This is a genomic window from Streptomonospora sp. PA3, from assembly GCF_009728995.1.
Lineage (GTDB): Bacteria > Actinomycetota > Actinomycetes > Streptosporangiales > Streptosporangiaceae > Streptomonospora.
The window spans coordinates 1-24,302 of sequence record NZ_VTZW01000003.1 but is presented as its reverse complement, the minus strand read 5'-3'; the positions used below and the strand labels follow the sequence as shown (position 1 = coordinate 24,302).

Genomic DNA, 24,302 nt, shown 5'->3' with positions numbered 1-24,302 from the left:
GTTCGATTACACAGGGGTACTCTCCGGAGATGTGAGCGAATCCACGCAAGTGCGCCCAAGGACAGGGACCGCCCAGGCGAAGCAGCAGGCGTTCCAGGCGGCGAGCACGCTGAAGGCCCGCACCGGTGTCGAGTCCTTCGACGCCGTGGTGGTCCTCGGCTCCGGCTGGGCGGAGGCCGCCGACACCCTCGGCGGCACCGAGATCGAACTGGACATGACCGAGCTTCCCGGGTTCGTCGCCCCTACGGCGATCGGCCACCACTCCGCGCTGCGCAGCGCCCGGGTCGCAGACAAGCGCGTCGCGGTCTTCTGCGGCCGCACGCACCTCTACGAGGAGCACGACCCGATGCGCGTCGCGCACGCGGTGCGCACGGGCATCGCGGCCGGCGCCTCGATCGCGGTGCTCACCGGCGCGGCCGGGTCGCTGCGGGCCGACTTCGCGGTGGGCCAGCCGATCCTGGTGCGCGACCACATCAACCTGACCTCCGCCTCGCCGCTGTCGGGGCCGGACTTCGTCGATCTCACCGACGCCTACAGCCCCCGGCTGCGCAGGCTGGTGCAGGAGGTCGACCCGTCGCTGGCCGAGGGGGTCTACGCCTCGCTGCCGGGGCCGCAGTTCCAGACACCGGCCGAACTGGGGGTGCTGCGCAGCGCAGGCGCCGACCTGGTGGGGCGCTCGATCGCGCTGGAGGCCATCGCCGCCGTCGAGATGGGTGCCGAGGTGCTGGGGCTGTCGACGGTCAGCAACGACGCGATGGGGGCGGTCTTCGAGCGGTTCGACGCGCTGAGGGCGCTGGAGGCGGTCCAGCACAACGCCCGGCGGCTGGGCGAACTGCTCAACGCCGTGCTCGCCCGGATCTGAGCCCTCCTGCCCGGTGGCGCCCGCCGCGCGGCAGCGCCGCGGCGCGCGGGCACGTCGCTCACAGCCGTGCACGCAGTGCGCCCGGCGGCCGTCCGCGCAGGCCGCCGGGCGCACTCGTGTCCCGCGGCGCGGGCGAGGCCCCCGCAGGCCCCGTGGCGAGCCCCCGCCGCCGGTTCTTCGCACCGCCGACTGCGCGGCCGCCCGGCCCCGCGGCCGGACGCCCTCGCAGCGGCACGGGTGGCGATCCGTGCCGGCGGTGCGCCTTTCTCCGCGGGCGTGCGGGGCGTTTTGAGGCGCCGTCTTCCCTCCTTGCTCCCTCGCTCGTCAGTCCAGACGGCGCCGCGCCCCGCCCACCCGCTCGTTATTCAGTTGACCCATGCCGCCTGGGATCCGCTTCGGGCGGTGAGGGATCCGCGTAATCCACCGCACCGCCCCAACGAACCGTTAGGCATGCCTTACCTAACCAGGAATTCGGAGCGGGGTCAAGGGCCGGCGGCCGCGCGCCGCGCCAAGGCGGCAGGGACGGGCCCAAAGCGCCCTCAGAGCCTGCACGGACGCCCGCGGACGCACCGGGCCGAGCGTCGGGCGGCCGCGCGCCGCCCCGCGGCGCAGAGGACACCAGGAGGCCGCAGAGCCACAACCGGGCACCTGCGCAGGCTCCGCGCGCCGTGCTGCGGCCGCGGCGCCCTCACACCAGCAGCAGCACCATGGCCAGCAGGAACACCGGGATTCCCAGCGCCGCCAGGGCGTCGGGCGCCCAGACGGTGGCCGGTTCGCGCACCCCGGTATCGGTGCCCTGCCCCGCACCCGGGGACTCGGCGGAGGACTCCCCGGCCCCGGCCGCGCCGGGCACCTCCCGGTTCTGCGGTCGGACCTTGCGGCGCTCGGCCTCCTCCCGCAGCTGCCGCGCGGCGAAGTCCACAGGGCGCATCGACCGCGGATCGACGTCCTCGTCCAGCACGGGCACGGGCCCGCCGTCGCCGGCCCGGCGCAGGTTCTCGCGCACCTTGGCGCGCCGGGTCTCGCGCAGCGACCAGGAGCGGAACACCTGGTCGCCGGCGTGGATGCGCAGCACGTCGGTGACGTCGGCCCAGGTGAACGCCGACCAGGGCACGAAGGTGTCGCGCAGCGGGTTGACCAGCCGAACGCCCTCGGCGGTGGGCACCACCCGCGGGCGCAGCCACAGCACGTAGGCCACGCCCACGGTGATCAGCAGCACCGATCCGGCCATCAGGCTGGTCGTGCCGCCGCCGCGCAGCAACAGGTCCACCAGCAGCAGCGCGACGACCGCCACCCATCCCCAGCCCAGGACCCGCGACGCCGGCGCGATCAGCGGCTTCATCGGGTCGCCCACTTCAGTTGCGCGAAGCCCGGCTTGATCCGCCCGTTGATGAGGGCCAGGCGCTCGTCGAAGGGCAGGAACGCCGACTTCATCGCGTTGACCGTGAACCACTGCAGGTCGTCCCAGTCGTAGCCGAAAGCCGAGGAGAGCTTGGCGAATTCCTCGGACAGGCTCGTGCCGCTCTGCAGGCGGTTGTCGGTGTTGACCGTCACCCGGAACCGCAGCTCCCGCAGCAGCCCGATGGGGTGCTCGGCGATCGAGGACGCCGCGCCCGTCTGCACGTTGGAGCTGGGGCACATCTCCAGGGGCACCCGCTGGTCGCGCACGTAGCGGGCCAGCCGCCCCATCCGCACCTTGCCGCCCTCGGCGTGGTCGATGTCGTCGACGATGCGCACCCCGTGGCCCAGCCGGTCGGCGCCGCACCACTGCAGCGCCTCCCAGATCGACGGCAGCCCGAACGCCTCGCCGGCGTGGATGGTGAAGTGGGCGTTCTCGCGGCGCATGTACTCGAACGCGTCCAGGTGGCGGGTGGGCGGGTGCCCGGCCTCGGCACCGGCGATGTCGAAGCCCACCACGCCCACGTCGCGGTAGCGCACGGCCAGCTCGGCGATCTCCAGCGAGCGGGCGGCGTGGCGCATCGCGGTCAGCAGCGTGCCCACGATGATGGGCCGGCCCTGCGCGGCGGCGCGCTCCTGGCCGATGCGGAAGCCCTCCAGCACCGCTTCGACGACCTCGTCCAGCGACAGGCCCTGCTCCAGGTGCTGCTCGGGGGCGTAGCGCACCTCGGCGTAGACGACGCCGTCGGCGGCCAGGTCCTCGGCGCACTCGGCGGCGACGCGCTCCAGCGCTTCGCGGGCCTGCATGACGCCGACGGTGTGGGTGAAGGTCTCCAGATAGCGCTCCAGCGCTCCGGAGTCCGACGCGTCGCGGAACCACGCCCCCAGCTCGGCGGGGTCGCGGGTGGGCAGGCCGGTGTAGCCGACGGCCTCGGCCAGCTCGACGACGGTGTCCGGACGCAGCCCGCCGTCGAGATGGTCGTGCAGCAGCACCTTGGGCGCGCGCCGGATGTCGTCCAGGGTCAACGGGTGGCTCATACACGCCAGGATGCCACCCGCCGCGCCCCGGTGGCGCCCTGTACCCGCGGCGGGCCGGCCCCGCCCGGGCCTGCGCGGGGCCCGCCTCAGGCCAGCGCCGCGTCCTGGACCGGGTCGCCCCCGGCCGCGCGGGCGCACTCCCACAGGGCTGTCAGCGCGGTGGCCGACATCAGCTGCACGCCCACGCCGATGGCGCGCTCGTCGACGTCGAAGGTGCCGCGGTGCAGGTCCAGCATCGGCGCGCTGGACTGCGGCGAGTGGGTGCCCAGGCGCGCCAGCGCGCCGGGCACGTGCTCCAGGTACCAGGCGAAGTCCTCGCCGCCCAGGCTCTGCGGGGTGTCGGCGACGGCCTCGGGCCCCAGTGCCTGGGTGCAGGCGTCCTGCAGCATCCGCACGCTGGTGGCCTCGTTGACCGTGGGCGGGACCCCGCGGCGGTAGTCGACCTCGGCGCGGGCGCCGTAGCCGGCCACCACCGATTCGACGAGCTCGCGGATCAGGTCGGGCGCCGCGTGCCAGGCGTCGTCGTCCAGGCACCGCACGGTCCCCTCGGCCACTCCGTCGTCGGGGATCGCGTTGGGCGCCGACCCCGCGCTGACGCGGCCCCAGACCAGGCTGAAGCCGGCCCGCGGGTCCACGCGCCGCGACAGGGCGGCGGGCAGCTCGGTGACGACCTTGCCCAGCGCGTAGACGAGGTCGGAGGTCAGGTGCGGCCGGGCGGTGTGCCCGCCGGGCCCCGACAGCCGCACCAGCACCTGGTCGCAGGCGGCGGTGATGGGACCGGTGCGCAGCCCGACCTGGCCGGTGAGCAGCCGCGGGTCGCAGTGCAGCGCGAAGACGCGGTCCACGCCGTCGATGCCCCCCGCCTCGACCACCTCGCGCGCGCCGCCGGGCAGCTCCTCGGCGGGCTGGAACAGCAGCCGCACCCGGCCCGGAAGTGCGCCGGCGCGGGCCTGCTGGGCCAGGAACACGCCCGTGGCCAGCAGCACGGTCGTGTGCACGTCGTGGCCGCAGGAGTGGGCGACGCCGGGGACGGCCGAGCGGTAGGGGACGTCCTTCTCGTCGGTGAGGGGAAGCGCGTCGATGTCGGCGCGCAGGGCGACGGTGGGGCCGCCTCCGGCCCCGATGTCGCAGACGAGACCGGTGGTGTGCGGGAGCGGCTCGGGCGCGAGGCCCACCCCGCGCAGCCGCTCGGCGATCCGCTGTGTGGTGCGGTGCTCGGCGAAGGCGAGTTCGGGGTGCATGTGCAGATCGCGCCGGAACTCGACGAACTCGCGCTCATGGCGAGCCAGAAATGCGTTCAGCTGCTCCCGCAGGTCACGCCCCTGCATGGGATGGCCCCCTGTTCTTCGTCACATAGTCGGTGCCGGTTCCGCCGCCCGTGGCCCGGGTGCCGGTGGCCGAGTTCGGGGAGTTCGCGGAGGGAGGCGCCGTCGGAAAGACGTCGGCGCGAAACTCCGCCACCAGTGAGTCCACGACGTCGTTCAGGGTGCCGCCGTCATCGATCACGGCACGTTGACGCTCGTAGGACGCGCCCTTGTCGAGGATCTCCGCGGCGACGCCGAGGTCCTCGGCGCAGCCCAGCCGCGCCGCGACGGGTTCGAGCTCGCGAAGGAGCTCGTGGAGATCGTCGCGCAGCGGCATGGTGCGCCCTCGGTCGTCGGTGATGATCCGGGCGTCCAGGCCGTAGCGGGTGGCCCGCCATTTGTTGTCGTTGACCACCCATGAGGGCGGACTGGGAAGCCCGTAGCCGCGGTCGAGCTGCTGATCGAACAGCCGGACCAGGCTTTGGGACAACGCGGCGGCCATGCCGACCTCGCGCAGCGTGGGAATGCCGTCGAACATCCGGATTTCGATGGTGCCGAAATCGGGATGCGGGCGGACGTCCCACCAGACTTCCTTGATACTCGATATGGTCCCCGCTCGGAGCAGGGTTTCCATATATTCCTCGAATGCGTCCCAGTGTTCGAGATGAGGCGGCGGCCCGGCGGTGGGCAATGCGCCGAAGATGATGGACCGGCTGGAGGCCAGTCCGGTGTCGTGGCCGCTCCAGAACGGGCTGGAGGCGGTCAGCGCGAGGAAGTGCGGCAGATAGTTGGACAGCGCGTTGAGGATCGGGATGGCCTTCTCGCGGGAGCGTATCCCCACGTGCACGTGCACCCCGAAGGTGAGGATGCGCCGGGCGAGCCACTGCATCTCGTCGATGAGCTCGCCGTAGCGCTGGACCGGCGAGAGGACCTGGTCGCGCCAGTCGTCCAGCGGGTGGGTGCCGGCGCAGATGATCGCGGCCTCGCGCGCCTCCAGTACCGAGCCGAGCCGCTCGACGCTGCCGGCCAGGTCCGCTCTGGCCTCCTCGACGGTCTCGCAGATGCCGGTGACGACCTCGACGGTGCACTGCATCAGCTCGTGGCGCAGCGGCGGGTTGTCGGCGGTCTCGCTGAGTTCGGGGAGTTCGCCGAGGACCTGCTGGGCCTCCTGGCGCAGGTGGCGGGTGTGCACGTCGACGAGCTGGAGCTCCCACTCGACGCCGAGGGTGGCGCGCGGTGAGGCGTTGAATTCGATGGCCACGGTCAACCTCCGCACTGTCGTCCGGCCGGTTCGGGCACCGACGCTGACCGCACCCTAGGCGAGGCTTCGCCCGCTTCGTCAGTACGTGTCATGCGGGTTCCGTTCCTGGCTGGCTGGTGCGGTGCGGACTCGGGCGAGCGGTGCGGGCGCCGGTGATGGGCGGCGCCGCGCCGGCGGCGGAGCCGGGGCGCGGGCGGCCGGGCCGCTCGCGCCGGGCCGGATCCGGCCGGATGCGGCCGGGGTGCCGACGGAGCCGGTGCGGCCGCCGCTGTGTGCGGATCGGCTCGCGGCCGCCGCGTGCGCGCCGACCGCGCGGAGCCGGCCGCGACGGGATTCCGTCGTCCGCGCTCCATGATCACGCTACACAACCAGAGAGAACACTACCCCGAAGTGACCGATACGTGATCTGCGCGGCCGATTCGGTTTGCGAACTGTCAGTCCGGGCGGCATCGGGTCGGCGGAATGTCGCAATCGCCCCGCCTATTGCCTTTATCCCGGATTCTGCCAGGGCTGCCGAGACGCCGTTCGTGGGCGCTCGCCGCGTCCGGACGCAGACCACCGGGCCGCGGGCGCGACGGGCCCGGCCGGCTCAGCCGCGGCGGCGCCTGAACCAGGCGAGTGCTCCGGCTGCCGCCGCCGCCAGCGCCGCCGGCAGCGCGAAGCGCCGCAGCACCGCCAGCACGCGCCGGCGCCTGCCCAGGCGGCGGGAGCGGTCCAGCTGCACCGGCGTGGGGCGCGCCGGCAGCGTGGCCGCCGAGGGGCCCAGGTCTTGGCGCACGCCCTCGCGGGAGGGCTCGTCGTCGGTCAGGCCGATCGGCAGCCCGGAGGGCACCGCCCCCTGGTAGGGCGGCGGCACCGGCAGCCAGGTCGCCGTCCAGGCGGCGCACAGCAGCAGCATCCGCATGACCAGGTTGATCCACAGCAGCAGCCCGACGACCACCGCGAAGGAGGCGTAGACCGGGTTGCTCAGCGTGCCGCTGACCAGCAGCGCCGCCGCGGCCTTGAGGGCCTCGAACCCGACGGCGGCCAGCAGCGCCCCCTGCCACAGCAGCCGCAGCGGGCGGCGGGTGCCCGACAGGCGGGAGAAGACCACCAGGAAGATGACGGTGTCGACCGCCACGGCGATCGCCAGCCCCAGCAGGCGGATCACCGCGACCGCGATCAGCGACTCCTCCAGGCCCACGGCGTCCAGCAGCCAGTGCGTGGCGGCCTGGGCGACGCTGGTCAGGGCGACCGAGCCGAGCAGGACCAGGCCCAAGACCGCCATCACCGCGACGTCCAGCAGTTTGGCGACGACGAAGTTGGGCCCGTCGCCGACGTCCTTGAGCCACACCCGGTGCAGCGCCTCGCGCAGCGCGGCCAGCGCGCCCACGCCCGCGTACACCAGCCCGAGCAGGCCGATGACGCCCGCGCCGGTGCGGGCGTCGGCGATCTCGTCGATGGGCAGGCCCTCGGCGAGGCCGGGCAGCGCCTCGCGGATGGCCTCGTCGAGGTAGGCGCGGGCCTGGGGTTCGACCGCGGCCGCGTAGCCGACCGCGGCGAAGGCCAGGGCCAGCAGCGGGAAGAACGACAGGAAGGCGTAGTAGGTGACGGCCGCGGCCAGCCGGTCGCCCCGGGCGTCGGTGTAGCGCTCGTAGGCCCGCACGGCGTGGTCGACCCACGGCCGGCGCCGCCGCACGGCCCAGTAGGTCTCCATGGCGAGGTTGCGGTAGTGCCGCGCCCGGTCCTTCAGCGCCGTCATCGCGGCCATCGCCACCGCACCCCTTTCCCGCTTGTCCCCGTCGTCCTCGCCGTCCTGCCCGCCGGGCGCTCCGCCGCGCTAGGGCGACCGTAGCCAACCCCGCCCGCACGGGAAAGGCGGCTCTCCCCGGGCCTGCCGAGGGCCGCCGCCGACCGCGCAGCAGGGGAGGTGACCGCAGTCCCGACACAGCACCCCGGAACCGATCAAAAACATTCACAACCGGTCGCATGACCGCGAATTGGCCATGCCCTAGACTGATCTTGTGCGAACTCGACAGGTTTTTCGATCGGTCGGCCGACTCGCTGACGGGCGGGAGATCGTCTACTTCGACGAATCCCCCGACACGGGCCGGGCCGAGGTCGCCGACCGCAGGCCGCTCCCGCCGTTCTCGACCGGGTCCCAACTGCGCTACGACCCCCTGCTCGACGAATGGGTGGCCCTGGCCGCCCACCGGCAGCACCGCACGTTCCTCCCGCCGCCCGACGAGTGCCCCCTCGACCCCACCCGGGGCGAGCGGCTCAGCGAGATCCCCGCGGGCGACTACGACGTCGTGGTCTTCGAGAACCGCTTCCCCTCCCTGGCCCCGGCGCCCGCCGATGCGCTCCCCGACGCCGGCGGCGACCCCGCGCTGGCCGCCCGCCCCAGCGCCGGCCGCTGCGAGGTCGTGTGCTTCACCTCCGACCACTCCGCGTCCTTCTCCGACCTCTCGCCCGAGCGCGCGCGCACGGTCGTCGAGGCGTGGGCCGACCGCACCGCCGAGCTGGGCGCCCGGCCCGACGTCGCCCACGTCTACCCGTTCGAGAACCGCGGAATCGAGATCGGGGTGACCCTCCAGCACCCCCACGGCCAGATCTACGCCTATCCGTTCGTGCCCCCGCGCATCGCGGCCATGCGCGAGGCCGCCCGCAAGCACCGCGCCGCCACCGGCGCCAACCTCTTCGACACCGTCGTGGCCGACGAGCGCCGCGCGGGCAGGCGCATCGTCGCCGAAGGCGAGCACTGGACCGCCTTCGTACCCGCCGCGGCCCGCTGGCCCTACGAGATCCGGCTCTTCCCGCTGCGGCGCGTGCCCACGCTGGCCGACCTCGACGAGGCCCAGCGCGACGAGCTCGCCCGCGACTACCTCGACCTGCTGCGCGCCTTCGACGGCCTCTTCCCCCAGCCCGACGAGGGCACCGACCCGCCCACGCCCTACATCTCGGCCTGGCACCAGGCGCCCGTCGGCGCCGACGGCACCCCCGACTCCGAGTTCGCGCTGCACCTGCAGTTGTTCACGCTGCGCCGCGCCCCTGGGAAACTGAAGTACCTCGCGGGGTCCGAGTCGGGCATGGCGGCGTGGATCAACGACGTCGCCCCCGAGGACGCCGCCGACCGCATCCGCGCCGCGCTGCCCGCTGTGGCGGCGCGTCCCACCGAGAACAAGGAGCAGCGTTGAGAGTCCTGGTCACGGGAGGCGCCGGTTACATCGGCAGTGTCGTCGCCGCCCAGTTGCTCGAAGCCGGACACCAGGTGTCGGTCCTCGACGACCTGTCCACCGGCCACCGCGAGGCCGTGCCCGAGGGCTGCCGCTTCATCGAGGGCGGCATCCGCGAGCACGCCGGCGAGGTCCTGGCCGAGGGCGGCATCGAGGCGGTCCTGCACTTCGCGGCGCGCTCGGTGGTACCGGAGTCGGTGGCCCACCCGGAACGCTACTGGGACGGCAACGTCGGCTGCACGCTGGCGCTGCTGGACGCCATGCGCACCCACGGCGTCGGGCGCATCGTCTTCTCCTCGACCGCCGCCGTCTACGGCGAACCGGAGTCCTCGCCCATCCCCGAGGACGCCCCGGTCCGCCCCGGCAACCCCTACGGCGCCACCAAGGCGGCCATCGACACCGCCCTGACCGAGTACGCCCGCCTGCACGGCATCGGCGCGGTGAGCCTGCGCTACTTCAACGTGGCCGGCGCCTACGCCGGCCTGGGCGAGCGGCACGACCCCGAGACCCACCTGATCCCGATCGTGCTCCAGGTGGCGCTGGGCCTGCGCGAGTCCGTGTCGGTCTACGGCGAGGACTACCCCACCTCCGACGGCACCTGCGTGCGCGACTACATCCACGTAGCCGACCTCGCCGAGGCCCACCTGCTGGCGCTGGACGCCTGCCGCGCCGGGACGCACCGCGTGTTCAACCTGGGCAACGGCACCGGGTTCACCGTCCGGCAGGTCGTCGAGGTCTGCCGCGAGGTCACTGGCCACCCGATCCCGGCGGTCTCCGCCGAGCGCCGGCCCGGCGACCCCGCGGTCCTGGTCGCCTCCAGCGAGCGCGCCCGGCGCGAGCTGGGCTGGACACCGCGGCGGCCCGAGCTGCGCCGCATCGTCGCCGACGCCTGGGACTTCCACACCACCAGCGGCAGCAGGGCCGCCGGCACGCCGGCGGGCTGAGCCTCCACGGCGCCGCGGGCGCCGACCCGTCAAAGTCGACACAGCGGACGCGGCCGGGTGCGCCGCCCGCGCAGCCAGCGAGGAGAAGTGAGCGTGCTGAACCGGCTTCTCGCGCCGTTCCGGCGCACAGCCGCCCCCCGGTCGGGCGCGGCCCCCGCCCCGGCCGCACAGCGGTCCCCCTCCCCCGACCAGCGGGAGCGGGAGCCCGAGCCGGGTCAGCCCCCGGCCGGCGAGACCGAGCACGTGGTGGACACCGACGAGGTCGCCGCCGCGTTCGCCTCCGCCTTCGGCGGCGACCCGATCGGGATCTGGCACGCCCCCGGCCGCGTCAACCTCATGGGCGAGCACACCGACTACAACGACGGCCTGGTGCTGCCGATGGCGCTGCCGTGGGGGGTCACGCTCGCGCTGCTGCCCACCCACGACGGCACCGCCCAGGTGCGCAGCGCCCAGCGCCCCGGCGAGCAGGTCGACTTCACCACCGCCGACCTCGACCCCGAGGATCCCGTCAGCGGGTGGGCGGGCTACGTGGCCGGCGTGTTCTGGGCCGCACGCGAGGCCGGGCACCTGCCCGCCGAGGCGGGAGCGCGGATCCTGATCGACTCCGACCTGCCCATCGGCGCCGCCCTGTCCTCCTCGGCCGCCCTGGAGTGCGCGGTACTGCTGGCCCTGGCCGAGGCCCACGGCCTCACCGCACTGGCCGGCGACCGCCCCGCCATGGCCGCCGTCGCCCGCCGGGCCGAGAACGCCTACGTGGGCGCGCCCACGGGAATCCTGGACCAGAGCGCCTCGCTGCGCTGCACCGAGGGCCACGCGCTCTACCTGGACTGCCGCAGCGGCGCGGGCAGCAGCGTCCCCTTCCGGCTGGAGGAGGCGGGCCTGCGGCTGCTGATCATGGACACCCGGGTCGAGCACAAGCTCAGCGACACCACCGGCGGCTACGCCGCCCGCCACGAGGAGTGCACGCGCGCCGCCCGCGAACTGGGCGTCGCCGCGCTGCGCGACGTGGAGGACCTGGAGGCCGCCCTGGGGCGGTTGGACGACCCCGTGCTGGTGAAGCGCGTGCGCCACGTCGTCACCGAGATCCACCGGGTCAACGCGGCCGTCGGACTGATGCGGGCCGGCGCGCTCGGCGACCTCGGCGCGGTGTTCACCGCCTCGCACCTGTCCATGCGCGACCAGTTCGAGATCTCCACGCCCGAGCTCGACCTGGCCGTCGAGACCGCCGTGGCCGCCGGGGCCCGCGGGGCCCGCATGACCGGCGGGGGCTTCGGCGGCAGCGCCATCGCCCTGGTACCGCACGACCGCCTGGACGCGGTCCGCGAGGCCGTCACCGGCGCCTTCGCCGACCACGGCTTCACCGCCCCCGCCCTGCGCGCCGCCCTCCCCTCCCAAGGAGCCCGCCGCCTCCGCTGACCGCCCACCGCCCCGAGGGAAGGCTCGCCGGTCGGGGGATGCCCGCGCCCGGTTCGACTCCCGTGCGGGGCCGCCGGTGAGCGGGGCCACACGGGCCCCAGGGGCGGGCTGCGGCGGGGAGTCGGCGAGCACGGCGGCGGGGTCGGGCCTGCGCTGGTGGACCATCGGCTGAACCTGGCTAGGCTGTGGCGAGTCCCAACGCATAGAAGAGGACAAAGCCGTACCTCACACGTGGTGTATTCACAGATGGGCTACCTGAGCCATGGTTGACGGGTCATTCGGGCGAGGAGGCGGGCCGGGCCGCGGCGACGCCGACCGGACAGGGGTGTTCCGCCGTCCCCCCGGCGGCGCGCCCGACGAGATCGAGAAGCTGTATCGCCCGCGCCGCTCGGAGCAGCGTTCCGCTGCGGGCAGGCAGGGACCCACCCGGCGGATGCCGCCGATCGACGAGCCGCCGCGCCGGCCCTCCGGGGCGGGCCGCGGACGCGGCTACGACGGGTCGGGGCGCGCGCGGCGGATCCGCGAGCAGCGGCGCAGGCGCCGCCGCACCGTCCTGATCCTGCTGCTGGTGGTGCTGCTGGTGCTGCCCACCGTCTTCTACTTCTGGGCCGACTCCCGGCTGCAGCGCGTCCAGGCGCTGGAGAAGTACGAGGGGCAGCCGGAGGACCAGCCCGGTGAGACGTACATGATCGTGGGCTCCGACAGCCGCGACGGCCTCACCGAGGAGGAGATGCAGCAGTACGGCACCGGCGACGCGGCGGGCAAGCGCACGGACACGATCATGGTGCTCTACGTCCCCGAGACGGGCAAGCCCAGCATCATCAGTGTTCCGCGCGACTCCTACGTGGACATCCCCGGCGTCGGCCAGAACAAGATCAACGCGGCCTTCGCCGAGGCGCTGGGCGGCGGGCCGACCCTGCTCGTGCAGACCTTCGAGCAGGCCAGCGGCGTGCACATCGACCACTACGTGGAGGTCGGGTTCTCCGGGTTCGTCGGCATCGTCGACGCGGTCGGCGGCGTCGAGATGTGCCCCGAGCAGGCGATTCAGGACCCCAAGGCCGACCTCGACATCGAGGCGGGCTGCCAGGAGATGGACGGCGAGACGGCGCTGGGCTACGTGCGCACGCGAGCGACGCCGCGCGCCGACCTGGACCGCATCCAGCGCCAGCGCGAGTTCTTCAGCGCGCTGATCTCCAAGGCGACGGCGCCGAGCACGCTGCTCAACCCGTTCCGGTCGGTGCCGCTGGTCACCGAGGGCACCGACACCTTCGTCGTGGACGAGGGCGACCACCTCAGCGACCTGATCGGCATGGCCCTGGCGATGCGCGAGGACCCCGCCACCACCGCTGTGCCGGTGGGCTCCACTCCCACCATCGCCGGAGCGGGCTCGGTCGTGCTGTGGGACGAGGCGCGGTCGGCGGAGATGTTCGACGCCATGCAGCAAGGCCAACCGATCCCGGAGAGCGCGATGCAGGAGTAGGGGCGCCCTGCGCTCGGCGGGACCGCCCCGCGCAGGGTGTTCACGCGCGCTCCCCGACACGGCTCCCAAGCAAAGAGAAGGGCCCGTCGCCGAGGCGACGGGCCCTTTCCCTGACGTTCCGCACCGCGCGCGCCTACCCCCCAGCGGGCGCACGGCCGGCACGTCGGCCTGAAAGTCCGGTGTCCGCGGGATCGGCTTCCGCCGACTCCCGGCGCGGACATCTCCCAGATTAGGGCAATGTTCGCGAAACACGCGAACTGCACAAGAGTGGTATTCGCCGCACTACCGGTGCTTATCGCGGTGCGTGTCCGCCCGGATGCGGTACGGCCATCCTGTCATCGGCTCGGGTCTCCGCGGGCATGTTCGCCGGAATCCGTACTGCCCCGCTCGCACGGCGGGGCCGCCCCGCCCGCCGGATAAGGCGAGCGGAACGGCCCCGAATACCGCGGCCGGCGCCGGGAGAGGTGGGCGACGGGCGGGCTCAGGCCAGCCGCTTCTGCAGGTTCTCGTCGAGCACGGCGAGGAACTCCTCAGTGGTGAGGAAGCCCTGGTCGCCGCCGACCAGCAGCGCGAGGTCCTTGGTCATCTGCCCGCCCTCGACCGTGGAGACGACGACCTTCTCCAGGGTGTTGGCGAACTCCACCACCGCGGGGGTGTTGTCGAGCTTGCCGCGGTGCTCCAGGCCCCGGGTCCAGGCGAAGATGGAGGCGATGGGGTTGGTGGAGGTGGGCTTGCCCTGCTGGTGCTGGCGGAAGTGCCGGGTGACGGTGCCGTGGGCGGCCTCGGCCTCCACGGTGCGGCCGTCGGCGGTGCGCAGCACCGAGGTCATCAGGCCCAGCGAGCCGAAGCCCTGCGCGACCGTGTCGGACTGCACGTCGCCGTCGTAGTTCTTGCAGGCCCACACATAGCCGCCCTCCCACTTCAGGGCGGCGGCGACCATGTCGTCGATCAGCCGGTGCTCGTAGGTGAGGCCGGCCGCCTCGAAGCGGTCCTTGAACTCGTTCTCGTAGATCTCGGCGAACACGTCCTTGAACATGCCGTCGTAGGCCTTGAGGATCGTGTTCTTGGTGGACATGTAGACCGGGAAGCCGCGGTCGAGCCCGTAGTTGAAGCTGGCGCGCGCGAAGTCCTCGATGGAGCTGCGGTAGTTGTACATGCCCATGGCCACGCCGCCGCCCTCGGGGAAGTTGGCGACCTCCAGCTCGATGGGCTCGGCGCCGTCCTCGGGGGTGTAGGTGATGGTGACCGTGCCGGGGCCGGGCACCTTGAAGTCGCTGGCCTTGTACTGGTCGCCGTGGGCGTGGCGGCCGACGATGATCGGCTTGGTCCAGCCGGGCACCAGCCGGGGAACGTTCTCGCAGACGATGGGCTCGCGGAAGATCACACCGCCGAGGATGTTGCGGATCGTCCCGTTGGGCGAGCGCCACATCCTCTTCAGGCCGAACTCCTCGACGCGCGCCTCGTCGGGGGTGATGGTGGCGCACTTCACGCCGACCCCGTGCTCCTTGATGGCGTTGGCGGCGTCGACGGTGACCTGGTCGTCGGTGCGGTCGCGCTCCTCGATGCCCAGGTCGTAGTACTTCAGGTCGATGTCCAGGTAGGGCAGGATCAGGCGGTCCTTGATGAAGGACCAGATGATCCGCGTCATCTCGTCGCCGTCGAGCTCTACTACGGGGTTGGCAACCTTGATCTTGGCCATGGCTGGTGGCTGTCCCTTCGTTTCGGCTAGCCGTCATGTGGCTGGAGGCCGCACCGGGGCACACCGGACGGGCCGCGGCGGGCGCGAAGCTGTGGCCGCGCTCGGCCGCGGAGAGACCGGTGTGTCCGCGACACGCCTGATGACCTCGCCGCAACGCCGCCGGCCGCGCCGCGGCCCGGCTCCGGTGGGACTCGGACCCACCGGGCGGTCAGCGGACGACGGCTGGCGTCGATCGAACGTCGTCGGTATCTCGATATCAAGCTTATTAGACGCCTACTGGGACAGCTGCGGCGCTACCCATGCGAGCACGATCAGCAGCACCGCCATGCCGGCGAGTGTGATGACGTCGATCCACCGGCTGCGCACCGCGAGCATCCCGATCTTCTCCGACGGCAGCAGGGCACGGAAGACCGCGGCCAGCATCAGCGCCCCGGCGATCAGCGCCGGACCGCGCTTGAAGTGGGCGGCCGCCACGACGACGATGCCCGCCGCCATGGTGGAGAGCACCAGGAAATAGGGCACGTGCGACAGCCAGCCGGGGGCCGCGTCGCCGACTGCGGACTCCTCATGCTCCCCGGCCGCGGGATCAGGCTCCTCATCGGGCCGGCGGGACTTGGCTGCTACCGCTTCCTCCACCGTGTTCTGGCTCACCGTCAACCCCACGCTAGCGCACGCTCGAAACCGGAGCGCTCCGGCAACGGGACCGCCCGGCACCGCCGGCCGTCGGCGCCCCCGCGGCCGCGGGCGCACGCGGGTGCGGCCGAGCGGCGCGCCGACCGGCCGGGCGCCCGGCCGCGCCGACGGCCAAGGACCCACACAGTGTAGTGAGGCCGGACATCTCCGCGCCCAGCTCGCCACGGATTCGGACCTACCCGTTTCTGATTCTTCCAGGTCCGATATCCGGAAAACGGCGTAAACATCCCGTGATGGCTGTCTAACCCCCGAGCAAGAGAGTAGGACCAACAGCGCCCGGGTAACCAGTGAGGAGATGAGTGCCACGGTGAGCGAGGACTGCCCCCCCTATGAACCCCACTCAACCAACCACGACCGGTCGACACAGCCAAGCAGCGAGGCACCCGTCCGCGCAGCGCCGTGCACTCTCTCATCGGCCGCGCCCCACACTGGGAGGAAGAACCGTGGACGGGCCCTATATGCGGGTCGAGGAGAGCGGGGACGTTCAGCCGTTGAAGTCGGAGGTCACCACAGTCGGACGCGGAGAGGGGGCCGACATCCGGCTCAGCGACCCGAGCGTGTCACAACTCCACGCCGAGCTGGTGCGCCGCGGCCCCTACGTCTACGTCGTCGACCTCGGCCTCTCCCGCAACGGCACCCGGGTCAACGGCCGCCCGATCGCGCGCAGGGTTCTCGAAGAGGGCGACGTCCTCAGTTTCGGCAGCGCGCGGTGCAAGATCGGCGGCCTTCCCCGGGAGGAACTCAACCCCGACGTCGAGGTGCGCAGGGGAACCGCACCCGAACTCACCCGGAGAGAGCTCGACGTCCTCACGTCGCTCTGCCGCCCCGCTCTCTCCGACGAAGCCTTCGTCTCCCCCGCGACCGCCCGCGAGATCGCCGAGGACCTGGTCGTGACAGAAGCCGCAGTCAAGCAGCATCTCCTCCGCCTGTACCAGAAGTTCCGGGTCCCCGAGGGGGCCAACCGCCGCACCCGCCTGGCCAACGAAGTCGTCGCACTGGGCCTGGTACGCCCCATGCCGGTGCTCGACCGCGAACGCAAGGCCAGCTGACGGCGAAGGGCCCGGGCGGGTCGGCGTTCCGCCGCCGTCCGGGCCCCTCGCACCAGTCGCCGCCCGCCCCGGAGCCGGACGCCCCTCCCGCTCCGGGGGCGCGGGGACACGGCCCGCCGCGCGGTCAGCCGGCCAGACGCTCAGCGGCCTCCACCACGTTGACCAGCAGCATCGCCCGCGTCATCGGCCCCACGCCGCCGGGGTTGGGCGCCACGTGCCCGGCCACCTCGCGCACGTCCAGCGCCACGTCGCCGCGCAGCCCCTCGTCGGTGCGCGTCACACCCACGTCCAGCACCGCGGCGCCCGGCTTGACCATGTCCTTGGTGATCAGCCCCGGCACACCGGCCCCGGCCACCACGATGTCGGCGCGCCGGGTGTGCTCGGCCAGGTCGCGGGTGCCGGTGTGGCACAGCGTCACCGTCGCGTTCTCGCTGCGGCGGGTAAGCAGCAGCCCCAGCGGGCGCCCCACCGTCACGCCGCGGCCCACCACCACGACCTCGGCGCCCTTCAGCGGCACGCCGTAGCGCGTCAGCAGCTCCACGATCCCCCGCGGCGTGCAGGGCAGCGGCGCCTGCTCCATCAGCACCAGTTTGCCCAGGTTGACCGGCTGCAAGCCGTCGGCGTCCTTGTCCGGGTCGATCAGACCCAGCACGCGGTTCTCGTCCAAGCCGCTCGGCAGCGGCAGCTGCACGATGTAGCCGGTGCACCCGGGATCGGCGTTGAGATCGGCGACCACACCCTCGACCTGGGCCTGGGTGGCCGTGGCCGGCAGGTCGCGGCGGATGCTCTCGATCCCCACCTCGGCGCAGTCGCGGTGCTTGCCGTTGACATAGGAGTGGCTGCCCGGATCATCGCCCACCAGGACCGTGCCCAGGCCCGGAGCCACCCCCTTGGCGCGCAGCGCGGCCACCCGGTCCACCAGCTCCGCCCGGATCGCCGCGGCCGTGGCCTTCCCGTCCAGAATCTCTGCGCTCATCTGCGTCCCGTCCCTTCCCTGGGGGTCGTCCTGCTGCTGTACCGGCGCCTCGGTCAGTGGTAGAAGTGCCTGGTCCCGGTGGCGTACATGGTGATGCCGGCGTCCTCGGCCGCCGCCACGACGGCGTCGTCGCGCACCGACCCGCCCGGCTGGACCACGGCCCGCACGCCCGCCCGGGCCAGCACCTCCAGCCCGTCGGGGAAGGGGAAGAACGCGTCGCTGGCCGCCACCGACCCGCCGACCCGGTCGCCCGCCCGCGTCACCGCCAACTGCGCGGCGTCGACCCGGTTCACCTGGCCCATGCCCACGCCCACCGTCGCCCGGTCGGCCGCCAGCAGGATCGCGTTGGACTTGACCGCGCGCACCGCCCGCCAGGCGAACGCCAGGTCGGCCAGCACCGCGTCGTCGGCGGCCCGCCCCGCCATCAGCTGCCAGGCCTGCGGGTCGTCGCCGGGAGCGTCGACCAGGTCGGCGGCCTGCACCAGCGTGCCGCCGCTGATCGGGCGCTCCTCGGTGCGGGCGGCGCGGTCGGGCGGGGTGACCACCAGCAGCCTGATGTTCTTCTTGCGGGTGAGGATCTCCACCGCGCCCGGCTCGTACTCCGGCGCCACCAGCACCTCGGTGAAGATCTCGGCCACCTGCTCGGCCAGCGACACGCTCACCGGCCGGTTGGTGGCGATCACCCCGCCGAACGCCGACAGCGGGTCGCAGGCGTGCGCCTTGCGGTGCGCCTCGGCGATGTCGGCGCCCACCGCGATGCCGCAGGGGTTGGCGTGCTTGATCACCGCGGCGCACGGCTCGGCGAAGTCGTAGGCGGCGCGCAGCGCGGCGTCGGCGTCCACGTAGTTGTTGTAGGACATCTCCTTGCCGTGCAGCTGCTCGGCGCCGGCCAGCCCCGGGTCGCCGGCACCGTCGCCGCGGTAGAGGGCCGCCCGCTGGTGGGGGTTCTCGCCGTAGCGCAGGGTGGCGGCGCGGTGGCCGGCGGAGGCGTAGAAGTCGGGCCAGCCCGTCTCGGCGGCGACCTCGTCGGGAGCGTAGGTGGTGGCGAACCAGGTCGCCACGGCGGCGTCGTAGGCCGCGGTGTGCGCGAAGGCCTGCGCCGCCAGCCGCTTGCGCTGCTCCAGCTCGTAGCCGCCCGCCTGGACGGCCTCGATGACCTCGTCGTAGCGGGCCGGGTCGACGACCACCGCCACCGAGCTGTGGTTCTTGGCGGCGGCGCGGATCATCGCCGGGCCGCCGATGTCGATCTTCTCGATGCACTCGCCCAGCGACGCGCCGGCGGCCACCGTCTCCCGGAACGGGTAGAGGTTGGAAACCAGCAGGTCGAAGGTGGCGATGTCCAGTTCCTCCAGCGTGGCGCGGTGCCCGGCGTCGGCCCGGTCGGCCAGCAGCCCGGCGTGCACCCGCGGATGCAGCGTCTTGACCCTGCCGCCCAGCACCTCGGGGAACCCGGTGACGTCCTCGACCGGCGTCACGGGCACGTCCACCTCGGCCAGGCGGGCCGCTGTGGAACCGGTCGAGACGATCTCCACACCGGCCTCGGCGAGCCCGTAGGCCAGCTCCTCCAGTCCGGTCTTGTCGTAGACGCTGATCAACGCGCGCCGAATGGCCTGCTGGCTCACCGGTTCTCCTCTGCGACGTATTCGGTTGACGGTGACTGCGCCCGGCCGGGCGCGCCCAGGCGCACCTGCCGGTCCTGGACACTCCAGCCCTCGCGGGCCAGGCGGCCCACCACGTCGACCAGCATGCGCCGCTCGACGTCCTTGATGCGCTCGTGCAGCGAGGCGGCGTCGTCGCCGGGTTCGACCCGCACGGGAGCCTGCTCGATGACCGGGCCGGTGTCCACCCCGGAGTCGACGAAGTGCACGGTCGCGCCGGTGACCTTGACGCCGTAGGCCAGGGCGTCGCGGACCGCGTGCGCGCCCGGGAATGCGGGCAGCAGCGCCGGATGGATGTTGACGACCCAGTGGCGCCGGAGCACCTCGGCCCCGAGGATGCGCATGAAGCCCGCCGAGACGACGAGGTCGGGCCGGTAGGCGGAAAGCCTCTCGCTGAGCGCGGAGTCCCATTCGCCGCGGTCGCCGTAGTCGGCGAAGGGCACGGTGAACGTCTCGACACCGGCCTGCCGGGCCAGGTCCAGACCGCCCGCGCCGCGGCGGTCGGCGCCCACCGCCACCACCGACGCGCCGTAACGGGGTTCGGCCGCCGCGTCGAGCAGCGCGGCCATGTTGGTGCCCGCGCCGGAGATGAGAACGACAACTCGCGCCGACAGAGTGCTTCCTCCTCATGGGAAAACGGTGCGGGAACGGGTGCCGGCACGGCCCGCCGCGCATGGCGGGCGCACCCGGCCTGCGGCTGTGCGGGCGCCCGCGAGCACCTGCGTGCCGGACAGCCCTCAGCGGGCGCACGGCTCCCCCCGCCCGCGCTGTCAGCCTATCTCGGCAGGTAGCGTCTACTCCACGGGACCCCGTCGGGACGCGGGCGCCGCGTCGTTCGGCGCCGCCCCTCGATTCGGGCCCGGACGTGTTGACCGCAAGCCGCCAGGCACATCCTGCGAGGAGCCCTTGTGACCGATGAGCCGCCCCAGCCGCGCAGCGACGGGCAGCAGCCGACCGTCGAACGAGGCGGGCTGTGGGGACTCTTCCTCTCTGCGGCCGGGCTGGTCCTGCCGCCCTATGGGATCGTCCTGTCCGCGCTGGGCATCTTCCAGGGCCGCCGGGCGCGCCGCTCCGCCCGCGCGAACAACGCGGTGGCGCCCGGCGCGATGCTGAGCATGGTGCTGGGCTGGGCGGGCGTCGCCCTCTCCGGCCTCATGATCGCCGGGTACGCGATCTTCTGGGACCAGTACCAGGAGTACGCGGCCTGCTCGGCGCGGGCCCTCACGCACAGTTCCCAGGAGCAGTGCGACGAGCAGCTTCGCGAGTCGATCGCCGAGCGCGCCGGAATCCCAGCCGAGAACCTGCCCCCCATGACCGGGGTCGGCTGAGGCGAGGCGGCCGGCCGGGCCCGGTCGGCGGGCCCTTCAGCGCTCCCGGGACGCACCGCCGTCGTCGCCGGGCCCGCCTGCCGCGGGCTCGCCGTCGCCCTCCCCCGCAACCGCCTCCGCCGCGTCGGCCTCGTAGGTGATGCCGTAGATGTCCTCGCCGTCGTCGTCGGCGCGGCGGCGCAGGCGCGGCGCGGGCATGCGGTGCAGCAGCGCCCGCACGCGGCGGCGCGGCGGGGCGGGCGCGCCGTCCCCGCCGTCCCCGGGCGCACCCTGTGCGGGCTCGGCGCGCGGCCGCCGGGGCTGCCGGGCCTGCGCATCCTCGGCCGGCCCCGCCGCGGCGGCGAAGCGCCGGTAGTAGCGCCAGTTGGCCACCCACGCCGTGATGGCGGCCGCCAGGCCGACCTCCAGCGCGGTGATCAGCCCGACCTGCCAGGCCGAGGGCCCCACCTGCGCCAGCCGCTCGGCGCCCAGCGGTCCGCCCGCCGCCACAGACAGGGCCGCGCACACCAGTCCCGTGGTCACACCGCAGACGAAGCCCCACAGCGGCGCCGACTCGTTGACGACGGCGGGAGCGCTGCGCTGGGTCAGCACCCCGCCCAGCCCGCCGGCCAGGAAGGGCACGCCCAGCGCCGCCAGCGACAGCACCGGCGCGGGGCCGTTGTCGGGCAGCGCCGCCAGCATGGGGAACATCGGCAGGGCGCCCACCGACACACCCGTCGGCGCGACGACGGTCCCGGTGCCCACCGCGAAGCCCGGGCCCACCGCGTAGGCCATCCCGAACACGACGGCGTTGGGCACATACAGCAGCTGGATGAGCAGCAGCAGCGCACCGCCGACCAGCCCTGGCGCGAGGTCGTTCGTGGTGGCGACGGCGCGGTCCAGGTCGGCGACGAGCGAGACGCAGAACAGCAGCGCGCCGGTGGCCAGCAGGGTTCCGGTGGCGGTGAGCGTGCCCACCAGCAGCGAGCGCGGGCGGTCGGGCATGAGGTCCAGCAGCCGCCGCTTGGCGATGCCCTTGTCGCGAAGCAGTTGGAAGAGCACCCCGGCGCCGCCGGCGACGAAGGCCAGGCAGAATCCGGCGATGAGCGCTTGAATCATGCTGGGGCGCACCGCCTCGGTCTGGCCCACCAGCGCCAGGGTCCCCGCGATGGCCGCATAGGGCCCGGCGATGGACAGCGCCGCCCGGAACAGGTGGCGCAGCCGCGGCAGTTCGCAGCTGCGCGCCAGCCAGCGGCCCGCGCGGTACAGCAGCAGGCCGGGCAGCACCACCAGGCCCAGCGGCAGCATGGAGACCGCGCCGCCGGGGACGGAGAACCCGACGTGGTGTCCGACCAGCCAAGCCTGCACGGCCGCGCGCAGCACCTCGCCGATGTCCTCGCCGAAGGTGCCGTGCGGCGCCGCCACCCAGCCCGCGACGGTGAGGGTCATCAGCACGGTGAGCCCGATTCCGGCGGACCAGGCCGCGGCCAGCCCGCCGGCGGTATAGAGGGGGCGCGGCCTGTCGCCGGCCGACGAGGGGCCGCCGCCTGCGGCTCCGCGCGCGCCGCCGGAACCGCGCGGCCCGCGGCCGCCGCCCCCGCCCGTGCCGGAGGACCCGCGGCGAGGGCGGTCGCCGCCGCTGTTCGACGAGGAAGGACGTACGGGCGCGCTCACCCGCCCCATGCTGCCACCCGCCCGCCGATCCACCCCCCTCTGTCCCGGGCGTGTCGCGCGACCGCCGCACGGGCCCGGTGTGCTAGGGCGCGCATCGGGTCGGGGTTGATGACCGGGGAGGCGGGGCATCCCAGGAACCCACCGGGAACCCCAGAGAACCCGCCACCACCGAGGCTGCGGCAATGGGCGCGCCTCGCGAAGCACCGACGCAGCTCGCCGCCGAGCGCACGCAGTCCTTCCCAGGCGGAGCCGCACCACCGGTGGCGGAACTCCGGCACAAAGGAGCACCGTGCACTCGGCGGCAAGCCGGCGCACAGCGCTGCGCGCAACCCAGCCCCATTGCCGCAACCGCTGTGGTGCCCACCCTGGGCCGTCCCCGGAGGGTTCCTCCGGTCACCAAGACAGAGGAACCCACCGGGAACCCCAGAGAACCCGCCACCACCGAGGCTGCGGCAATGGGCGCGCCTCGCGAAGCGCCAACGCAGCTTGCCGCCGAGCGCACGCGGTCCTTCCCAGGCGGAGCCGCACCACCGGTGGCAGAACTCCGGCACAAAGGAGCACCGTGCACTCGGCGGCAAGCCGGCACGCAGCGCTGCGCGCAACCCAGCCCCATTGCCGCAACCTCCTGTGGTACCCACCCTGGGCCGCCCCCGGTGGGTTCCTCCGGTCACCAAGACAGAGGAACCCACCGGGAACCCCAGAGAACCCGCCACCACCGAGGCTGCGGCAATGGGCGCACCTCGCGAAGCGCCAACGCAGCTCGCCGCCGAGCGCACGCGGTCCTTCCCAGGCGGAGCCGCACCACCGGTGGCAGAACTCCGGCACAAAGGAGCACCGTGCACTCGGCGGCAAGCCGGCGCACAGCGCTGCGCGCAACCCAGCCCCATTGCCGCAACCTCCTGTGGTGCCCACCCTGGGCCGTCCCCGGAGGGTTCCTCCGGTCACCAAGACAGAGGAACCACCGGGAACCCCAGAGAACCCGCCACCACCGAGGCTGCGGCAATGGGCGCGCCTCGCGAAGCGCCAACGCAGCTCGCCGCCGAGCGCACGCGGTCCTTCCCAGGCGGAGCCGCACCACCGGTGGCAGAACTCCGGCACAAAGGAGCACCGTGCACTCGGCGGCAAGCCGGCACGCAGCGCTGCGCGCACCCCAGCCCCATTGCCGCAACCTCCTGTGGTACCCACCCTGGGCCGTCCCCGGAGGGTTCCTCCGGTCACCAAGACAGAGGAACCCCCCGGGAACCACAGAGAACCCGCCACCACCGAGGCTGCGGCAATGGGCGCACCTCGCGAAGCGCCAACGCAGCTCGCCGCCGAGCGCACGCTGAACCTGTCGCGCGGAGCCGCACCACCGGTGGCAGAACTCCGGCACAAAGGAGCACCGTGCACTCGGCGGCAAGCCGGCTCTGAACAGCTACGTGGCGCGAAGCGCCTCCGTTAGGGGCGGCGGCGGGGAACGGGCGGGCGCTACGCGCACCCCACCCCCATCGCCGCAACCTCCGTGGTGACCGACTCCTTAAACACGACGTAGGCGCCGGAGCCGTTCAGCTCGGACCGGAAACGGGCCGGCCCCGCCACTCGGTCCGAGTGGCGGGGCCGGTCCTTCTGCGGCGGCGCGGCTGGAGCGCTGACCGCTCAGAGTGTCGCGGAGCGTGCGAAGAGCCGGTCAGAACAGCTCTCGGGCCAGCCGCGCGGTTTCGCTCGGAGTCTTGCCGACCTTGACGCCGACCGCCTCCAACGCCTCCTTCTTCGCCGCGGCCGTACCCGCCGACCCCGACACGATCGCCCCCGCATGACCCATCGTCTTGCCCTCGGGCGCGGTGAACCCGGCCACATAACCCACCACCGGCTTGGACACGTGCTCGCGGATGTAATCCGCCGCCCGCTCCTCGGCATCCCCGCCGATCTCACCGATCATCACGATCGCATCGGTGTCGGGATCGGCCTCGAACGCCGCCAGCACATCGATATGCGTCGTACCGATCACCGGATCCCCACCGATGCCCACCGCCGTGGAGAACCCGATATCCCGCAACTCATACATCATCTGATACGTCAGCGTGCCCGACTTCGACACCAGCCCGATCCGCCCCGGCCGCGTGATGTCGGCCGGAATGATCCCCGCATTGGAGGCCCCCGGACTGATCAGCCCCGGGCAGTTGGGCCCGATGATGCGCGTACGATTGCCCGCCGCACACGCATGCGCCCAAAACGCCGCCGTATCGTGCACCGGGATCCCCTCGGTGATCACCACCGCCAACCCGATACCCGCATCGATCGCCTCGACCACCGCCGCCCGGGCGAACTTCGGCGGCACGAACACCACCG

At 73.3% G+C, this 24,302-nt stretch carries 19 protein-coding genes; 7 read left to right on the top strand and 12 right to left on the bottom strand.

Translation table 11 applies throughout. From position 1 onward, the window contains the following. Nucleotides 1-31: 31 nt before the first annotated feature. A complete protein-coding gene (locus tag FZ103_RS00535) occupies nucleotides 32-862 on the top strand; it encodes a purine-nucleoside phosphorylase (protein WP_186355599.1) in 831 nt (276 codons plus the stop codon). Nucleotides 863-1,550: 688 nt separating this feature from the next. Here FZ103_RS00535 and FZ103_RS00530 read toward each other — a convergent pair. From FZ103_RS00530 to FZ103_RS00510, 5 genes are all read right to left on the bottom strand, one after another. Then, the gene (locus FZ103_RS00530; protein WP_155998037.1) at nucleotides 1,551-2,204 is read right to left on the bottom strand and encodes a PH domain-containing protein; all 654 of its coding nucleotides are present in this window, start codon (nucleotides 2,202-2,204) and stop codon (nucleotides 1,551-1,553) included. Beyond that, the gene (locus FZ103_RS00525) at nucleotides 2,201-3,298 is read right to left on the bottom strand and encodes an adenosine deaminase (RefSeq protein ID WP_155998035.1); all 1,098 of its coding nucleotides are present in this window, start codon (nucleotides 3,296-3,298) and stop codon (nucleotides 2,201-2,203) included. The genes FZ103_RS00530 and FZ103_RS00525 overlap by 4 nt, the downstream gene beginning before the upstream one ends. 86 nt (nucleotides 3,299-3,384) lie before the next feature. Beyond that, nucleotides 3,385-4,626, bottom strand: a complete 1,242-nt coding sequence (locus tag FZ103_RS00520; protein WP_155998033.1) for a M20 family metallopeptidase — start codon at nucleotides 4,624-4,626, stop codon at nucleotides 3,385-3,387. Further along, entirely contained in the window at nucleotides 4,613-5,863 is a 1,251-nt protein-coding gene (locus FZ103_RS00515) for a glutamate--cysteine ligase (protein WP_186355598.1), read from the bottom strand. The genes FZ103_RS00520 and FZ103_RS00515 overlap by 14 nt, the downstream gene beginning before the upstream one ends. A gap of 589 nt (nucleotides 5,864-6,452) precedes the next feature. Further along, the gene (locus FZ103_RS00510) at nucleotides 6,453-7,613 is read right to left on the bottom strand and encodes a YihY/virulence factor BrkB family protein (RefSeq protein WP_155998029.1); all 1,161 of its coding nucleotides are present in this window, start codon (nucleotides 7,611-7,613) and stop codon (nucleotides 6,453-6,455) included. A gap of 253 nt (nucleotides 7,614-7,866) precedes the next feature. Here FZ103_RS00510 and galT point away from each other — a divergent pair, with 253 nt between their 5' ends. The 4 genes from galT to FZ103_RS00490 all read left to right on the top strand — a co-directional run bounded on the left by galT (nucleotide 7,867) and on the right by FZ103_RS00490 (nucleotide 12,918). Then, nucleotides 7,867-9,039 (top strand): galactose-1-phosphate uridylyltransferase, encoded by a 1,173-nt coding sequence (gene galT / locus FZ103_RS00505; protein WP_186355597.1) that lies wholly within the window; start codon nucleotides 7,867-7,869, stop codon nucleotides 9,037-9,039. After that, complete coding sequence (galE, locus tag FZ103_RS00500; RefSeq protein WP_155998027.1) at nucleotides 9,036-10,022, top strand: UDP-glucose 4-epimerase GalE; 987 nt, start codon at nucleotides 9,036-9,038, stop codon at nucleotides 10,020-10,022. The genes galT and galE overlap by 4 nt, the downstream gene beginning before the upstream one ends. Before the next feature lie 93 nt (nucleotides 10,023-10,115). Then, nucleotides 10,116-11,438 carry a galactokinase gene (gene galK / locus FZ103_RS00495; RefSeq protein ID WP_343233315.1) on the top strand — a complete coding sequence of 441 codons (1,323 nt, stop codon included), beginning with the start codon at nucleotides 10,116-10,118 and terminating at the stop codon, nucleotides 11,436-11,438. Between the two features lie 262 nt (nucleotides 11,439-11,700). After that, on the top strand, nucleotides 11,701-12,918 hold the full coding sequence (locus tag FZ103_RS00490) for an LCP family protein (protein WP_155998025.1): 1,218 nt from the start codon (nucleotides 11,701-11,703) through the stop codon (nucleotides 12,916-12,918). A gap of 481 nt (nucleotides 12,919-13,399) precedes the next feature. On the opposite strand, the gene FZ103_RS00485 is transcribed toward FZ103_RS00490, so the two are convergent. Both FZ103_RS00485 and FZ103_RS00480 read right to left on the bottom strand, forming a co-directional pair. Next, nucleotides 13,400-14,617, bottom strand: a complete 1,218-nt coding sequence (locus FZ103_RS00485) for an NADP-dependent isocitrate dehydrogenase (RefSeq protein ID WP_155998023.1) — start codon at nucleotides 14,615-14,617, stop codon at nucleotides 13,400-13,402. A gap of 273 nt (nucleotides 14,618-14,890) precedes the next feature. Next, nucleotides 14,891-15,268 (bottom strand): DUF3017 domain-containing protein, encoded by a 378-nt coding sequence (locus FZ103_RS00480; protein WP_343233314.1) that lies wholly within the window; start codon nucleotides 15,266-15,268, stop codon nucleotides 14,891-14,893. A 485-nt stretch (nucleotides 15,269-15,753) separates the two neighbouring features. Between FZ103_RS00480 and FZ103_RS00475 the strand changes: the two genes are divergently transcribed. Next, nucleotides 15,754-16,359 carry an FHA domain-containing protein gene (locus FZ103_RS00475; RefSeq protein WP_186355596.1) on the top strand — a complete coding sequence of 202 codons (606 nt, stop codon included), beginning with the start codon at nucleotides 15,754-15,756 and terminating at the stop codon, nucleotides 16,357-16,359. A gap of 124 nt (nucleotides 16,360-16,483) precedes the next feature. On the opposite strand, the gene FZ103_RS00470 is transcribed toward FZ103_RS00475, so the two are convergent. Genes FZ103_RS00470 through purN form a run of 3 tightly spaced genes read right to left on the bottom strand, consistent with a single transcriptional unit; the run spans nucleotide 16,484 to nucleotide 19,607 of the window. Then, on the bottom strand, nucleotides 16,484-17,335 hold the full coding sequence (locus FZ103_RS00470) for a bifunctional methylenetetrahydrofolate dehydrogenase/methenyltetrahydrofolate cyclohydrolase (RefSeq protein WP_155998021.1): 852 nt from the start codon (nucleotides 17,333-17,335) through the stop codon (nucleotides 16,484-16,486). 53 nt (nucleotides 17,336-17,388) lie between these two features. Further along, a complete protein-coding gene (purH, locus tag FZ103_RS00465; RefSeq protein ID WP_186355595.1) occupies nucleotides 17,389-18,957 on the bottom strand; it encodes a bifunctional phosphoribosylaminoimidazolecarboxamide formyltransferase/IMP cyclohydrolase in 1,569 nt (522 codons plus the stop codon). Beyond that, nucleotides 18,954-19,607: a phosphoribosylglycinamide formyltransferase gene (gene purN / locus FZ103_RS00460; RefSeq protein WP_155998019.1), complete on the bottom strand. Its 654-nt coding sequence runs from the start codon at nucleotides 19,605-19,607 to the stop codon at nucleotides 18,954-18,956. The genes purH and purN overlap by 4 nt, the downstream gene beginning before the upstream one ends. Before the next feature lie 294 nt (nucleotides 19,608-19,901). Here purN and FZ103_RS00455 point away from each other — a divergent pair, with 294 nt between their 5' ends. Next, nucleotides 19,902-20,321, top strand: a complete 420-nt coding sequence (locus FZ103_RS00455; protein ID WP_186355594.1) for a DUF4190 domain-containing protein — start codon at nucleotides 19,902-19,904, stop codon at nucleotides 20,319-20,321. A 36-nt stretch (nucleotides 20,322-20,357) separates the two neighbouring features. Here FZ103_RS00455 and FZ103_RS00450 read toward each other — a convergent pair whose 3' ends face one another. Both FZ103_RS00450 and sucD read right to left on the bottom strand, forming a co-directional pair. Continuing rightward, the gene (locus FZ103_RS00450) at nucleotides 20,358-21,974 is read right to left on the bottom strand and encodes a DUF6350 family protein (RefSeq protein WP_394350062.1); all 1,617 of its coding nucleotides are present in this window, start codon (nucleotides 21,972-21,974) and stop codon (nucleotides 20,358-20,360) included. Nucleotides 21,975-23,640: 1,666 nt separating this feature from the next. After that, nucleotides 23,641-24,302, bottom strand: a 662-nt coding sequence (sucD, locus tag FZ103_RS00445; RefSeq protein WP_155998015.1) for a succinate--CoA ligase subunit alpha, incomplete at its 5' end; no start/stop codon positions are given.